The following is a 13,871-nucleotide window of genomic DNA, read 5'->3' as shown; positions in this document are numbered from 1 at the left end:
AGGTCCGGGGAGGCCGTCAGAGCACTGCGCGTACCGCGTACGCGTAACGACAGGACCTCAGGCGAGGTCGCGGCGCGCGGCGATCTTCGAGGACAGGCCGAAGATCTCGATGAAGCCCTGCGCCTTGGACTGGTCGAAGGTGTCGCCCGAGTCGTAGGTCGCGAGGTTGAAGTCGTACAGCGACTCGTCGGACTTGCGGCCGGTGACCACGGCGCGGCCGCCGTGCAGGGTCATCCGGATGTCACCGGTGACGTGCTGGTTGGCCTCGTTGATGAACCCGTCCAGCGCCCGCTTGAGCGGGGAGAACCACAGGCCGTCGTAGACCATCTCGCCCCAGCGCTGCTCGACCTGCCGCTTGTAGCGGGCCAGCTCGCGCTCGACGGTGACGTTCTCCAGCTCCTGGTGGGCGGTGATCAGCGCGATCGCACCCGGCGCCTCGTAGACCTCGCGGGACTTGATGCCGACGAGGCGGTCCTCGACGATGTCGATCCGGCCGATGCCCTGGGCGCCGGCGCGGTCGTTGAGCTGCTGGATGGCCTGGAGCACGCTGACGGGGCGGCCGTCGATGGCGACCGGGACGCCCTCCTTGAAGGAGATGACGACCTCGTCGGGCTCGCGCGGCAGGGCCGGGTTCGAGGTGTACTCGTAGATGTCCTCGATCGGGGCGTTCCAGATGTCCTCCAGGAAGCCCGTCTCGACGGCGCGCCCGAAGACGTTCTGGTCGATGGAGTACGGGGACTTCTTGGTGGTCGCGATCGGGAGCTGCTTCTCCTCGCAGAAGGCGATCGCCTTGTCCCGCGTCATCGCGTAGTCGCGGACCGGGGCGATGCACTTGAGGTCCGGGGCGAGGGCGACGATGCCCGCCTCGAAGCGGACCTGGTCGTTGCCCTTGCCGGTGCAGCCGTGGGCGACGGTCGTGGCGCCGTGCTTCTTGGCCGCGGCGACCAGGTGCTTGACGATGGCCGGCCGGGAGAGCGCCGAGACCAGCGGGTAGCGGTCCATGTAGAGGGCGTTCGCCTTGATCGCCGGGAGGCAGTACTCGTTGGCGAACTCGTCCGAGGCGTCGGCGACCTCGGCCTCGACCGCACCGCAGTCGAGCGCGCGCTTGCGGATGACGTCCAGGTCCTCGCCGCCCTGGCCGACGTCCACGGCGACGGCGATGACCTCGGCGCCCGTCTCCTCGGCGATCCAGCCGATGGCGACGGAGGTGTCCAGGCCGCCCGAGTAGGCGAGTACGACGCGCTCGGTCACGGGTTTCTCCTTACAGGGTGCATCTGACGACAGGCATAACTATGCACTACTCCGTATGTTTCGTCAAAGAGCGCATGAATGCGCTGGTCAGGGGCGTGGCCGGCACTTAGGGTCGGGCCATGACGGGGGACACGAGAGCCATGACGCACGCGCCGCGCCACCGCGGGCGCAGGCGGTGGGACGAGGCCGCGGGCCGCGAGGCGGCCGAGCGGCTGGCCGGGGGCGGGGCTCTGGCCGAGGTGCTCGACACCGACGACCCGGCCGCGTGGATCGCCCTCGACCAGGGCGTACGGGGCCTCCCCCGCCCGGACGGCGCACTGGCGGCACTGCTGCGGGCCCGGCCGGAGACCGCGCTGTGCCACGCGGAGGGCCGGATCCGCGAAGAGGCCCTGCGGGCCCACGGGCAGGACGGCTCGCTGCTGCCCCTGGTCGTCATCCGCTGCGCCGACTGGATCCAGCCGGTACGGACCCGCGCCCGCGCGCTCCTGGAGCGGGCCCTGGCCGAGCACCCGGGCCGCACCCTGGGCGCGCTCACCCCGCTGGTGCTGCGACTCGGGGCGCGCGAGCGGGGCGCGTGGGCGCGGGAGCTGCTCGAGGCCGCGCTCCGGGAGGCTCCCGCGGGGGTGCTGGAGGAGCTGCTGCGCGGCGGCGACCCGGCCGCGCGGCGGTTCGCCGGGGGGCTGCTGCTGGAGTCCGCGCGCCCCGGTGCGGTGGAACTGGCCCGGCGGGCCGCCCGCGAGGGCGACGCGGTGCTGCGGCGGCTGTGGACCGAGGCGGCCCTGGCGGCCCTGGCGGCCCTGGCGGCGGAGGTGGAGCGGGCGCCGTACGCCGCCACGCACGCCCGGGCCTCGACCGGCCGGGCCGGGGGCGGCGCGGGCGCCGGGCCCTACGCCGTGGTCGATCTGCTGCTCGGTGCCCGGTCCGGCCAGGTCCGGGCCGCCGGGGCGCCTTGTGCCGGGGACGCGGTGACGGGCCGGGACGGTGCGGGCGGGAGCGCGGAGGCGGGTGCCGATGCCGACCTCGTGGTCGATCTGCTGCTCGGTGCCCGGTCCGGGCAGGTCCGGGCCGCCGGGGTCACCGCCCTGCGCCGCCTCGGCCGCGCGGCCGAGGCCGGCGATCACCTCGCGGACGGCGTGGCCGTCGTACGGGCCTGCGCCCGCTGGCTGGTCGGCCAGGACGGCGGCGACCCGCACGCCCGTTACCGGGAGCTGTGCGCCGCCCCCGCCACCCTGACCGGCGGGGCCGTGCTCGGGCTCGCCGAATGCGGGCGGCGCACGGACGCCCCCTTGCTGCGCGCCCTGCTGTCGCATCCCCGGCCCGGGGTGCGGGCGGGTGCGGTGGCCGGGCTGCGGCTGCTCGACGCCGCCGACGCCGACGCCGTGTGGCCGCTGCTGGCCGACCCCTCCGGGGCCGTCGTCCGGGAGGCGGCCCTCGCGCTGCGTCCCTCGGTCGACCGGCTGCCCGAGGCGCGGCTCACCGCGCTGCTGGGCCCCGGCAACCCCCCGGCACGGCGGCGGGCCGCGCACCGGCTGCTGCACGCCCGGGGCGGTGTGGCCGCCCTGCGGGCCTCCGTCGCCCTGCTGGAGGACCCGGATCCCGGCCTGCGCGGGCGGGCCGAGCAGTGTCTCCAGGCCCTGTGGTCGCCGTACGCCCCGCCGCCCCTGCCCGCGCGCGATCCGGAGGTGGACGCCCTGCTGGCGCGCTGCACCGGGGTCTTCAGCGACCACGTCCTGCGCCGGATGCGGGCGCGGCTCGGTTTCGCCACGCCCTGACGCGGCGCAGACGGGGGAAAGCGGGCGGGCGGCGGCCCGGCGGCCTCCTGCCGAGGCTCGCGCGGCGTACCGTCCGCAGGGTGCTGCGTACCGCCGCCCTCCTCGGCTCACTGCTCGTCAGCTCCCTGCTGCTGCCGCCGGGAACGTTCCCGGCCGCGCCGCGGGAGACCACGCTGCCCGACCGGCTCGCCGACACCGGCGGCGGCCGTCAGCTGATCACCGCCGTCGCCCCCTCGGCCGGTTCCACCACCGGCCGCCTCACCTGGTGGGAGCGCCGGTCGGGGCGGTGGGTCCCGATGGGCCGGGCGCCCGCCCGGTTCGGCGCGAACGGCCTCACCGAGGGCGCCACCCGCGTCCAGGGCACGGACACCACGCCCGCCGGGCTGTACGACCTGCCGTACGCCTTCGGGATCAGGCCCGCGCCGACGGGCACGGCCTACACCTACCGGCCGGTCCGTGAGGGCGCCTGGTGGTGCCAGGACAACGCCTCCGTGCACTACAACCGCTGGGTGGATCCGCTGCCCGCCGACTGCGCGCCCGGCGAGGCCGAGCACCTGGTGGGCTACGCACGGCAGTACGCGCACGCCCTGGTCATCGGCTTCAACTACGACCGGCCGGTGCACGGGCGCGGCGCCGGGATCTTCCTGCACGTCAACGGCAAGGGCGCGACGGCGGGTTGCGTGTCGGTGCCGGAGGAGTCCATGCGGGCGATCCTGCGCTGGGCCCGGCCGGAGCGGCGTCCGCACATCGCGGTGGGCACGGAGTCGGGGCCGCTGGACGTGACCCGGTACTGAGCCGCCGCCCGCCGCGCCGCGTCAGAACGCGCCGCCGCTGTCCACCCAGGTGTCCGTCTCCACCGGCCGCGGTGCGCGGTGGTCGAGGCGGGCCAGCCGCTCCGGGTCCAGGGCGCGGACGTCCGGGTGCGGGGGCAGCGCGGCGCAGTAGGCGCGGAAGGGGTCGCGCCGCTTCGGCCACACCCGCACCATGACCATGGCCGCGAGCAGGGCGCCGCAGGCGCCGACGGCCACCGCGAGCACGAAGGTGCCCATCAGCACGATCCCCCGCAGGGTGTCCGGCCGGGAGAGCACCACCAGCTGGAAGCTGTACCAGGCGACCACCGCCATGATCAGCAGGATCGCGGCGTCGGCGAGCCGGTCGCGGACCCGGATCGCGGCCAGGCGCGGGTACTTCGCGTCCTCGGCGGAGAGGAAGGCCTCGCGGGCGGCGCGCAGTGCGCTGTCCCCGGACAGGTCGGCCAGGCCGGTCGGCCGGTCCCGGCGGATCAGCGCGGCCAGGACGGCGGCGGGCAGCGGGTGCACCGGCGCGGGACCAGGTTCGGGCCCCCGGTGCGGGCCGCCGGGAGCGAGGGTCAGCAGGCCCCGCGCGTCGATCTCCACGGATCCGTCCAGCAGCAGCCGGGCGACCGCAGGGCGGTGCGTGTCCTCGCCGCGGCCCGCCACGGCCACCGCGTGGTACGGATCGGGCGGGGCGGTGGCCAGCACGTCGGCCGCGGCCCGGTCGGCCCGGTCACGCAGCCGCCACAGCACACCGAGCACGGCGTAACAGGCGAGGGCGACGGCAGCGGCCTCGAACACCGCTGCCCAGAGGGGGTGTTGGCTCATGCCCCCAGGGTCGCCCTCAGCCCTCCTTCTGCGCCAGACGCAGGAGGTGATCGGCGAGTGCCTGACCGCCCGCCGGATCGCGGCTGATCAGCATGAGGGTGTCGTCGCCCGCGATCGTGCCGAGGATGGCCTGGAGTTCGGCCTGGTCGATCGCCGAGGCGAGGAACTGGGCGGCACCCGGCGGGGTGCGCAGGACCACGAGGTTCGCGGAGGCCTCCGCGGAGATCAGCAGTTCGCCGGAGAGGCGCCGCATGCGCTCCTCCTTCGCCGACTCGCCCAGCGGGGCCTGCGGGGTGCGGAAGCCGCCCTCGCTCGGTACCGCGTAGATCAGCTCGCCGTTGGTGTTGCGGATCTTCACCGCGCCCAGCTCGTCGAGGTCCCGGGAGAGCGTCGCCTGGGTGACGCTCAGCCCGTCGTCGGCGAGCAGCTTCGCCAACTGGCTCTGGGAGCGCACCGGCTGCCGGTTGAGGATGTCCACGATCCGGCGGTGGCGGGCGGTCCGGGTCTGCGGAACGGACTGGCCTCCCCCGGACTCCGTCCGGGGGGACTCCCACGGCTCGTGTTCCTGCGCCTGGCTCATCGTCGTCTCATTCTCCGGATCCGTCCCCGTGGGCCGCGTCGAGGATGCCCGGCAGGGCCCGGAGGAACGCGTCCGCCTCGGCCTCGGTGAGTACGAACGGCGGCATCAGCCGTACGACGTCGGGGGCGGGCGCGTTGACCAGGAAGCCGGCATCCTGAGCCGCCTGCTGCACCTGTGGTGCGAGGGGCTCGGTCAGCACGATACCCAGCAGGAGGCCCGCACCGCGGACACGGGCGACCAGCGGGTGCCCGCTGCCCTCGATTCCGGAGCGCAGCCGCTCGCCGCGCTCCTTGACCCGGTCGAGGAGTCCGTCGGCGGCGATGGTGTCGATGACGGCCAGTCCGGCGGCGCAGGCGACCGGGTTCCCGCCGAAGGTGGTGCCGTGCTGGCCGGGCCGCAGCAGGTCGGCCGCCGGGCCGAAGGCGGCGAGGGCGCCGATCGGCAGACCGCCGCCCAGACCCTTCGCGAGCGTGACGAGGTCGGGTTCGACGCCCTCGTGCGCCTGGTGTTCGAACCACTGGCCGCAGCGGCCGATGCCGGTCTGCACCTCGTCGAGGGCGAGGAGGGTGCCGGTGGCGCGGGTGATCTCGCGGGCGGCGGTCAGGTAACCGGGCGGCGGGACGACCACGCCGTTCTCGCCCTGGATCGGCTCGATCAGGACGAGGGCGGTGTCCTCGGTGACGGCGGCCCGCAGGGCGTCCACGTCGCCGTAGGGCACGTGCGTGACGTCGCCGGGCAGCGGCAGGAAGGGGGTCTGCTTGGCGGGCTGGCCGGTCAGGGCGAGGGCGCCCATGGTGCGGCCGTGGAAGCCGCCGGTGGTGGCGACCATGTGCGGCCGCCCGGTCAGCCGGCCGACCTTGAAGGCCGCCTCGACCGCTTCGGCTCCGGAGTTGCAGAAGAAAACCCGGCCGGTGCGGCCGAAGAGCTGGAGCAGCCGTTCGCCGAGGGCGAGGACGGGCTCGGAGGCGTAGAGGTTGGAGACGTGGCCCAGCGAGGCGATCTGGTGGGAGACGGCGCCGACGACCGCCGGGTGGGCGTGGCCGAGGGCGTTGACGGCGATGCCGCCGACGAAGTCGGTGTACTGCTTGCCGTCGGCGTCCCAGACCTGGGCGCCCGCGCCGCGGACGAGGGCGAGCGCGGGGGTGCCGTAGTTGTCGGTGAGCGCCGCCTGCCAGCGGGCCCGGTAGGCCTCGTTGGACGGCGTCGGCCGCTGGGTCCGGTCGGCCGGGTTCGTCCGGTCCGTCTGCTGCGCGCTGTTCCCGCTCACGCGGATGTCCCTCCCTCTGCGTCGGGCACGACCATCGTGCCGATGCCCTCGTCGGTGAAGATCTCCAGCAGGATCGAGTGCTGGACCCGCCCGTCGATCACCCGGGCGGTGCTCACGCCGCCGCGGACGGCGTGCAGGCAGCCCTCCATCTTGGGGACCATGCCGCTGGACAGCTCGGGCAGCAGCTTCTCCAGCTCGCTGACGGTCAGCCTGCTGATGACCTCGTCGCTGTGGGGCCAGTCCGCGTACAGCCCCTCGACGTCGGTGAGGACCATCAGGGTCTCGGCGCCGAGGGCGGCGGCGAGCGCGGCGGCCGCGGTGTCGGCGTTGACGTTGTAGACGTGCGCGTCGTCGGCGCTGCGCGCGATGGAGGAGATGACCGGGATCCGGCCGTCCGCCAGCAGCGCCTCGATCGCGCCGGTGTCGATGGCGGTGATCTCGCCGACCCGGCCGATGTCGACGCGTTCCCCGTCGATCTCCGGCCGGTGCTGGACGGCGGTGATGGTGTGGGCGTCCTCGCCGGTCATGCCGACGGCGAGCGGCCCGTGCTGGTTGAGCAGGCCGACCAGCTGGCGCTGGACCTGCCCGGCGAGCACCATCCGTACGACGTCCATGGCTTCCGGGGTGGTGACGCGCAGGCCCGCCTTGAACTCGCTGACCAGGCCGTGCCGGTCGAGCTGGGCGTTGATCTGCGGGCCGCCGCCGTGCACGACGACCGGCTTGAGGCCGGCCTGGCGCAGGAAGACGACGTCCTGCGCGAAGGCGGCCTTCAGGTCCTCGTCGATCATGGCGTTGCCGCCGAACTTGATGACGACGACCTTGCCGTTGTGGCGGGTCAGCCAGGGAAGCGCCTCGATGAGGATCTCGGCCTTGGGGAGCGCTGTGTGCTTGCGGGCACTGCCGGGGGCGCCGCTCATGAGGAGTACGCGCTGTTCTCGTGGACGTAGTCGGCGGTCAGGTCGTTGGCCCAGATGACCGCGGACTCGCTGCCGGCGGCCAGGTCGGCGGTGATGCGGACCTCGCGGCCCTTCATCGAGACCAGGTCGCGGTCCTCGCCGACGCAGCCGTTCTTGCAGACCCAGATCCCGTTGATGGCGACGTTCAGCCGGTCCGGGTCGAAGGCGGCCTTCGTGGTGCCGATCGCGGAGAGCACCCGGCCCCAGTTCGGGTCCTCGCCGTGGATGGCGCACTTGAGCAGGTTGTTCCGGGCGATGGACCGGCCCACCTCGACGGCGTCGTCCTCGCCGGCCGCGTTCACGACCTCGATGCGGATGTCCTTGCTGGCGCCCTCGGCGTCGCCGATGAGCTGGCGGGCGAGGTCGTCGCAGACGGTCCGTACGGCCTCGGCGAACTCCTCGTACGCCGGCACCGTGGCGGACGCGCCGGAGGCGAGCAGCAGCACCGTGTCGTTGGTGGACATGCAGCCGTCGGAGTCGACCCGGTCGAAGGTGGTGCGGGTCGCGTCCCGCAGCGCCTTGTCGAGGGTGGCGCTGTCCAGGTCGGCGTCGGTGGTGAGGACGACGAGCATGGTGGCCAGGCCCGGGGCGAGCATGCCCGCGCCCTTGGCCATGCCGCCGACGGTCCAGCCCGCGGCGTGCGAGACGGTCGCGGTCTTGTGGACCGTGTCGGTGGTCTTGATGGCGATCGCCGCGGCCTCGCCGCCGTCGGCGGTGAGCGCTGCGGCGGCGCTCTCGATGCCGGGCAGCAGCTTGTCCATCGGCAGCAGGACGCCGATCAGCCCGGTGGAGGCCACCGCGATCTCCCCGGCGTTGTGCGCGCCGCCGAGGACGGCGGCGGCCTTCTCGGCGGTGGCGTGGGTGTCCTGGAAGCCGCGCGGGCCGGTGCAGGCGTTGGCGCCGCCGGAGTTGAGGACCACGGCGCTGACGGTACCTCCGCGCAGCACCTGCTCGGACCAGAGGACGGGGGCGGCCTTCACGCGGTTGGAGGTGAAGACGCCCGCCGCGGCCAGGCGGGGGCCGTGGTTGACCACGAGGGCCAGGTCCGGGTTGCCGTTCGCCTTGATTCCGGCGGCGATGCCCGCCGCGCTGAAACCTTGTGCTGCCGTGACACTCACGGTGCGACTCCGATCGTGGAAAGACCCAGGCCCTCGTCGAGCCCGAGAGCGATGTTCATGCTCTGCACCGCGCCACCGGCGGTGCCCTTGGTCAGGTTGTCGATGGCGCTGATCGCGATGATCCGCTGCGCCGACGCGTCGTACGCGACCTGGACCTGAACGGCGTTGGAACCGTAGACGGACGCGGTCGCGGGCCACTGGCCCTCGGGGAGCAGGTGGACGAAGGGCTCGTCCGCGTACGCCTTCTCGTACGCCGCGCGCACCGACTCGGCGGTGGTGCCCGGCACCGCCTTGGCCGAGCAGGTCGCCAGGATGCCGCGCGCCATCGGCGCGAGGGTCGGGGTGAAGGACACCGAGACGCGCCGTCCGGCGACGGCCGAGAGGTTCTGCACCATCTCGGGGGTGTGCCGGTGGCCGCCGCCCACGCCGTACGGGCTCATGGAGCCCATCACCTCGGAGCCGAGCAGGTGCGGCTTGAGCGCCTTGCCCGCGCCGGAGGTCCCGGTGGCGGCGACGATCACAGCCTCGGGCTCGGCGAGGCCGTCCTGGTAGGCGGGGAGGAGGGCGAGGGAGACGGCGGTCGGGTAGCAGCCGGGGACCGCCACCCGCTTCGACCCGGCCAGCGCGGCGCGGGCGCCGGGCAGCTCGGGGAGGCCGTAGGGCCAGGTGCCGGCGTGGGGGGCGCCGTAGAAGGCGTCCCAGTCGGCGGCGGACCGCAGCCGGTGGTCGGCGCCCATGTCGACGACGAGGACGTCCTCGCCGAGCCGGGCGGCGACGGCGGCCGACTGGCCGTGCGGCAGGGCGAGGAAGACGACGTCGTGCGGCGCGTCCGGCCCGGCGAGCACCTCGGGGGTGGTCGCTTCGAGCGTACGCCCGGCCAGCGGCACGAGGTGCGGCTGGAGGGGGCCCAGGAGCTGCCCGGCGTTGGAGTTGGCGGTCAGCGCGCCGATCTCGACCTCGGGGTGGGCCAGGAGCAGGCGCAGGAGTTCCCCGCCCGCGTACCCGCTCGCTCCGGCCACCGCTACACGAACCACCATCGGACCCTCCTCGTCGACGGCATGACTATACGTATCGATGCACGTTTATGCAAAGCTCGGGATGACATCAACCGATCTTCGCGCAGGAGCGTTCCGCGTGCTATTTTTTGTGAGCGATCGTTCAACAAAAGCGGTCGCCCAACGAAAGGGAGCGCGATGGGCCGCAAACAGGTGTGGGACCAGGACGAGGTGCTGGCGTCCGCCATGGGCCTCTTCCGGCGCCGCGGCTACCTCGGCGCCTCGCTGCGCGACCTCGAAGAGGCGACCGGCATGCACCCGGGCAGCCTGTACCGGGCCTTCCACAGCAAGGAAGGCCTGTTCAGCGCCGCGCTGGACGCCTACAACGAGCGCGTGGTGGAGGGCCGGGTCCGCGTCCACCTGCGGGACGCGCAGGACCCCGTCGCCGGCATCCGCTCCTTCTTCACCTCGGCGTTCGAGACCGGCGTCACCGACGGACCGGACCCGGGGTGCCTGCTCACCAACACCGCGGTGGAGTCGTTCACCGTTCCGCAGGCGACACCGGGCGTGCGCCGGGGCCTGGAAACCATCGAGTCCGGTTTCGCCGCCGCGCTGACCCGGGCCCGCGCCCTGGGCCTGGTGCCCGCGGACCTCGACGTCGCGGGCGCGGCCGCGCTGCTCCTGGCGCTCTACCAGGGCCTGCTGGTGCTCGTCCGGTCGGGCACGGACGCCGCGAAGCTCCACACCATCACCGACGGAGCACTGACATCGGTCGGTGCCCGGCACGCCAACGAAGAGGAACAGCGATGAGTGACCAACAGCAGCTCTGGGACGACTACGCCGCCTGCTGGTCGGCCGACCCCTCGGTACGGCTCGACGCGCTCGGCGCGGTCGCGGTCGACGACGTCGCCTACCGGGACCCCGGCACCGAAGTCGGCGGCCTGGCCGCGCTCGACGCCTACATGAACGGGTTCGCCGGGGCGTTTCCCGGACACCGCTTCCGCATAGACGAGGTCCTGGACCACCACGACCGGTCCCTGGCCCGCTGGACCCAGATCGGCCCGGACGGCGGGACCTTCATGACGGGCGTGAGCAGCGCGGTGCACCGGGACGGCCGCCTCGCCGACGTGACCGGGTACTTCCTGCCCGCCTGACGGCCTCAGGGGTGCCGGGACGGCGGCGCCGGATGCCCGGGCGGCGGGCGCGGCGTGCATAGGGTCGGATCCATGACGACACGGCTGGTGCAGCTCGCGATGGACGCCCGGGACGACCGCGCGGTCGGCCGCTTCTGGGCGGAGGTGCTCGGCTGGGGCCTGGACAGCGAGGGGCCCGGCGTCACCAACCTCGCGCCCGTGGGGTTCGCCTATCCCGGCCCCACCGCCGTGTGCATCGACGTGGTGCGCGTCCCGGAACCCAAGACGGTGAAGAACCGGGTGCACATCGACCTGGCCACCACCTCGGCCGCCCATCAGGAGGAGCTGGTCGCCCGCCTGCTGGCGCTCGGCGCGACGCCCGCCGGCATCGGCCAGGGCGACGTCCCCTGGACGGTCCTGGCCGACCCGGAGGGCAACGAGTTCTGCGTGCTGGAGCCCCGGCCGGTCTACCGCGACACCGGGCCGATGGCCGCGGTGGTGGTCGACTGCGCGGATCCGCGGGCCATGGCCCGGTTCTGGGGCGGGGCGATGGACTGGACCCTGCACCGGGTGACCGGCGACCAGGCGGTGCTGCGCTCCGCCGCGCAGGTCGGCCCGTACCTGGAATTCGTCCGCACGCCGGACGCGAAGACCGTGAAGAACCGCACCCACCTCGACCTGCGCCCCTATCCCGGGGGCGACACGGCCGCGGAGGCGGCCCGGCTGCGGGCCCTCGGCGCCACCGACGTCGACCTCGGCCAGGGCGACGTCCCGTGGACGGTCCTGGCCGACCCCGAGGGCAACGAGTTCTGCGTCCTCTCCCCGCGCTGACACGCCCGCGGGGGCGCCGGGAGCCGCGTGCGATGCTGGTGGGCGTGACGATCGAGGATCTCGTACGGCTGCGGCGCGCCCGGGACGCGATGGACCGCGACTACGCGCAGCCGCTGGACGTTCCCGCCCTGGCGGACATCGCCCTGATGTCCCCCGGGCACTTCTCCCGCAGCTTCCGCACGGCCTTCGGCGAGACGCCGTACAGCTACCTGATGACCCGCCGGGTCGAGCGGGCGAAGGCGCTGCTGCGCCGCGGTGACCTGAGCGTGACCGAGGTCTGCTTCGCGGTCGGATGCACCTCGCTGGGATCGTTCAGCTCCCGGTTCACCGAGCTGGTCGGCGAGAGTCCGAGCGCCTACCGGGCCCGCCGTCACGACGACGGAGCCGCCATCCCGGCGTGCGTGGCCAAGATCCTCACCCGCCCGGCCAGGAACGGGCCCGCCGCCAGGGCCCAGCGCCCCGACGCCGGCGCGGACGGGGCTGCGGACACGGGGGCCGAACCGCAGGCGGAAACCGGCGTCACGTCGTAGCGTCGCCGTCATGACCATCAAGCTCTCGCAGTGTTTCATCGCGGTCGACGACCACGACAAGGCCCTCGCCTTCTACCGCGACATCCTCGGCCTGGAAGTACGCAACGACGTCGGCTTCGAGGGGATGCGCTGGGTCACCGTCGGCTCGCCGGAGCAGCCCGACGTGGAGGTCGTCCTGGAGCCGCCGCTCGCCAACCCCAACGCCTCGCCGGCCGACAAGCAGGCGATGGCGGAACTGCTGGCCAAGGGCATGCTCCGCGGCGTGATCTTCACGACGGACGACGTCGACGCCACCTTCGCCCGCATCCGGGCCGCGGGCGGCGAGGTGCTGCAGGAACCGGCCGACCAGCCCTACGGCGTGCGCGACTGCGCCTTCCGCGACCCGTCCGGCAACATGCTGCGCTTCAACCAGCCGCGCGCACGCTGAGCCCGCACGCGGCGGTGCCCCGGACCCGGCGGCGTGAGCCGCGGGTCCGGGGCACCGGTCACCGCACGGGGTGCGGGGCGTGGGGCGTGGGGCAGCGGCGTGGAGCGGACCGCGCTCAGGAACGCTGGTCGCCGGACTTCGCCGCGCGCTCCGCGTTGCGCTCCTTGATGCGGACCGTCTCCTTGCGGACCTCGGCCTGCGTGGCGCGCTCCTTCTGCAGCCACTCGGGCATCTCGGCCTTGATGGCTTCGATCTGCTCGGTGGTGAGGGCCTCGGTGACGCCCCCGCGCGCGAGACCGGCGATGGAGACGCCGAGCTTGGACGCGACGACGGGACGCGGGTGCGGACCGTTGAGGCGCAGGTCCTGGAGCCACTGGGGCGGATCGGCCTGGAGCGCACTCAGCTCGGCCCGGGAGACGACACCCTCCTGGAACTCGGCGGGTGTGGCCTCGAGGTACACACCCAGTTTCTTCGCCGCGGTCGCGGGCTTCATGGTCTGGGTGTTCTGGTGCGACGTCATGGGGTCAAGAGTATCGAGCGTGTGCGCCACCTCCGACCACGCCCGGTAACCTGGCCGGGTGACAGGCTCGGAAACACCCCCTTCGTTCCGGCTCGCATACGTCCCGGGAGTGACGCCCACCAAGTGGGTGCGGATCTGGAACGAGCGGCTGCCCGACGTCCCGCTGACCCTGGTCCAGGTGACCCCCGGGGAGGCGCCCGCCCTGCTGCGCGACGGCGGCGCCGACGCGGGCTTCGTGCGCCTGCCGATCGACCGTACGGACCTCAGCGCGATCCCCCTCTACACCGAGACCACCGTGGTCGTGATCCCCAAGGACCACCTGATCACCACGGCCGAAGAGGTGTCCACGGGCGACCTGGCCGACGAGATCGTGCTGCATCCCCTCGACGACACCCTCGAATGGGAGCAGCTGCCGGGCAGGCCCGCGCTCGCCCGCCCCGAGACGACGGCGGACGCGATCGAGCTGGTGGCGGCGGGCATCGGCGTCCTCGCCGTGCCGCAGTCCCTCGCACGCCTGCACCACCGCAAGGACCTCACCTACCGGCCGCTGACGGGGGCGCCCGAATCGCGGGTCGCGCTGTCGTGGCCGGAGGCGGACGAGACCCCTGAGCTGGTCGAGGAGTTCATCGGGATCGTGCGCGGGCGTACGGTCAACAGCTCGCGCGGGCGTACGCCGACCCCGCCGCAGCCGAAGAAGGCCAAGCGCCCCGACGCCGCGGCGGCGCGCCGCAAGCCGGCCGGCGGCAAGCCGACGGGCGGCAAGAACCCGCGCGGCGCCTCCGGAGGCGGCGGCGCCAAGGGCGGCACCGCGAAGGGCGGCGGCAAGGGCGGCGCCAAGCGGGGCAAACCGCGCGGCCGCTGAGCCCTCT

The 13,871-nt window shown here is 73.9% G+C and carries 16 protein-coding genes; 8 read left to right on the top strand and 8 right to left on the bottom strand.

Annotation, left to right across the window (positions count from 1 at the left end; translation table 11 throughout):
- Positions 1–57: 57 nt before the first annotated feature.
- Positions 58–1,251, bottom strand: a complete 1,194-nt coding sequence (locus tag AC0693_RS18055; protein WP_356411980.1) for an argininosuccinate synthase — start codon at positions 1,249–1,251, stop codon at positions 58–60.
- 119 nt (positions 1,252–1,370) lie between these two features.
- Here AC0693_RS18055 and AC0693_RS18050 point away from each other — a divergent pair, with 119 nt between their 5' ends.
- Both AC0693_RS18050 and AC0693_RS18045 read left to right on the top strand, forming a co-directional pair.
- On the top strand, positions 1,371–3,023 hold the full coding sequence (locus tag AC0693_RS18050) for a hypothetical protein (RefSeq protein ID WP_478802330.1): 1,653 nt from the start codon (positions 1,371–1,373) through the stop codon (positions 3,021–3,023).
- A gap of 80 nt (positions 3,024–3,103) precedes the next feature.
- On the top strand, positions 3,104–3,817 hold the full coding sequence (locus AC0693_RS18045) for a L,D-transpeptidase family protein (RefSeq protein WP_469332311.1): 714 nt from the start codon (positions 3,104–3,106) through the stop codon (positions 3,815–3,817).
- Positions 3,818–3,838: 21 nt separating this feature from the next.
- Here AC0693_RS18045 and AC0693_RS18040 read toward each other — a convergent pair whose 3' ends face one another.
- Genes AC0693_RS18040 through argC form a run of 6 tightly spaced genes read right to left on the bottom strand, consistent with a single transcriptional unit; the run spans position 3,839 to position 9,603 of the window.
- Positions 3,839–4,645, bottom strand: a complete 807-nt coding sequence (locus tag AC0693_RS18040; RefSeq protein WP_478802329.1) for a hypothetical protein — start codon at positions 4,643–4,645, stop codon at positions 3,839–3,841.
- A gap of 16 nt (positions 4,646–4,661) precedes the next feature.
- A complete protein-coding gene (locus tag AC0693_RS18035) occupies positions 4,662–5,225 on the bottom strand; it encodes an arginine repressor (RefSeq protein WP_356411972.1) in 564 nt (187 codons plus the stop codon).
- A 7-nt stretch (positions 5,226–5,232) separates the two neighbouring features.
- On the bottom strand, positions 5,233–6,492 hold the full coding sequence (locus AC0693_RS18030; RefSeq protein ID WP_356411969.1) for an acetylornithine transaminase: 1,260 nt from the start codon (positions 6,490–6,492) through the stop codon (positions 5,233–5,235).
- Complete coding sequence (argB, locus tag AC0693_RS18025; protein ID WP_356411966.1) at positions 6,489–7,409, bottom strand: acetylglutamate kinase; 921 nt, start codon at positions 7,407–7,409, stop codon at positions 6,489–6,491. Before argB ends, AC0693_RS18030 begins: the two co-directional genes overlap by 4 nt.
- Positions 7,406–8,566, bottom strand: a complete 1,161-nt coding sequence (gene argJ, locus AC0693_RS18020) for a bifunctional glutamate N-acetyltransferase/amino-acid acetyltransferase ArgJ (protein WP_478741983.1) — start codon at positions 8,564–8,566, stop codon at positions 7,406–7,408. Before argJ ends, argB begins: the two co-directional genes overlap by 4 nt.
- Entirely contained in the window at positions 8,563–9,603 is a 1,041-nt protein-coding gene (gene argC / locus AC0693_RS18015) for an N-acetyl-gamma-glutamyl-phosphate reductase (RefSeq protein WP_478741984.1), read from the bottom strand. Before argC ends, argJ begins: the two co-directional genes overlap by 4 nt.
- A gap of 156 nt (positions 9,604–9,759) precedes the next feature.
- Here argC and AC0693_RS18010 point away from each other — a divergent pair, with 156 nt between their 5' ends.
- The 5 genes from AC0693_RS18010 (at position 9,760) to AC0693_RS17990 (ending at position 12,482) form a co-directional block, all read left to right on the top strand.
- Positions 9,760–10,371: a TetR/AcrR family transcriptional regulator gene (locus tag AC0693_RS18010; RefSeq protein ID WP_478802328.1), complete on the top strand. Its 612-nt coding sequence runs from the start codon at positions 9,760–9,762 to the stop codon at positions 10,369–10,371.
- On the top strand, positions 10,368–10,715 hold the full coding sequence (locus AC0693_RS18005; protein ID WP_469320717.1) for a nuclear transport factor 2 family protein: 348 nt from the start codon (positions 10,368–10,370) through the stop codon (positions 10,713–10,715). The genes AC0693_RS18010 and AC0693_RS18005 overlap by 4 nt, the downstream gene beginning before the upstream one ends.
- 72 nt (positions 10,716–10,787) lie before the next feature.
- Entirely contained in the window at positions 10,788–11,525 is a 738-nt protein-coding gene (locus AC0693_RS18000; protein WP_478802327.1) for a VOC family protein, read from the top strand.
- Between the two features lie 32 nt (positions 11,526–11,557).
- Entirely contained in the window at positions 11,558–12,055 is a 498-nt protein-coding gene (locus AC0693_RS17995) for a helix-turn-helix transcriptional regulator (RefSeq protein WP_478802326.1), read from the top strand.
- Positions 12,056–12,065: 10 nt separating this feature from the next.
- Entirely contained in the window at positions 12,066–12,482 is a 417-nt protein-coding gene (locus AC0693_RS17990; protein WP_356411947.1) for a VOC family protein, read from the top strand.
- 115 nt (positions 12,483–12,597) lie between these two features.
- Here AC0693_RS17990 and AC0693_RS17985 read toward each other — a convergent pair whose 3' ends face one another.
- Complete coding sequence (locus AC0693_RS17985; protein ID WP_356411945.1) at positions 12,598–13,002, bottom strand: DUF5997 family protein; 405 nt, start codon at positions 13,000–13,002, stop codon at positions 12,598–12,600.
- 58 nt (positions 13,003–13,060) lie between these two features.
- Here AC0693_RS17985 and AC0693_RS17980 point away from each other — a divergent pair, with 58 nt between their 5' ends.
- Positions 13,061–13,864, top strand: a complete 804-nt coding sequence (locus AC0693_RS17980) for a LysR family substrate-binding domain-containing protein (RefSeq protein WP_469320714.1) — start codon at positions 13,061–13,063, stop codon at positions 13,862–13,864.
- The last annotated feature ends 7 nt before the right edge of the window (positions 13,865–13,871 follow it).

Source organism: Streptomyces sp. NPDC043876 (assembly GCF_056435825.1).
Note: the sequence above shows the minus strand (reverse complement) of the source record. Positions and strands in the feature narration are given on the sequence as shown.

Excerpts from the sequence above, each read along its gene's own strand:
- AC0693_RS18040 (WP_478802329.1), bottom strand. The coding sequence starts at position 4,645 with ATGAGCCAACACCCCCTCTGGGCAGCGGTGTTCGAGGCCGCTGCCGTC.
- AC0693_RS18000 (WP_478802327.1), top strand. The coding sequence starts at position 10,788 with ATGACGACACGGCTGGTGCAGCTCGCGATGGACGCCCGGGACGACCGC.
- AC0693_RS17990 (WP_356411947.1), top strand. The coding sequence starts at position 12,066 with ATGACCATCAAGCTCTCGCAGTGTTTCATCGCGGTCGACGACCACGAC.
- AC0693_RS18005 (WP_469320717.1), top strand. The coding sequence starts at position 10,368 with ATGAGTGACCAACAGCAGCTCTGGGACGACTACGCCGCCTGCTGGTCG.
- AC0693_RS18035 (WP_356411972.1), bottom strand. The coding sequence starts at position 5,225 with ATGAGCCAGGCGCAGGAACACGAGCCGTGGGAGTCCCCCCGGACGGAG.
- AC0693_RS18010 (WP_478802328.1), top strand. The coding sequence starts at position 9,760 with ATGGGCCGCAAACAGGTGTGGGACCAGGACGAGGTGCTGGCGTCCGCC.
- argB (WP_356411966.1), bottom strand. The coding sequence starts at position 7,409 with ATGAGCGGCGCCCCCGGCAGTGCCCGCAAGCACACAGCGCTCCCCAAG.
- argC (WP_478741984.1), bottom strand. The coding sequence starts at position 9,603 with ATGGTGGTTCGTGTAGCGGTGGCCGGAGCGAGCGGGTACGCGGGCGGG.
- AC0693_RS17985 (WP_356411945.1), bottom strand. The coding sequence starts at position 13,002 with ATGACGTCGCACCAGAACACCCAGACCATGAAGCCCGCGACCGCGGCG.
- AC0693_RS18050 (WP_478802330.1), top strand. The coding sequence starts at position 1,371 with ATGACGGGGGACACGAGAGCCATGACGCACGCGCCGCGCCACCGCGGG.
- AC0693_RS17995 (WP_478802326.1), top strand. The coding sequence starts at position 11,558 with ATGCTGGTGGGCGTGACGATCGAGGATCTCGTACGGCTGCGGCGCGCC.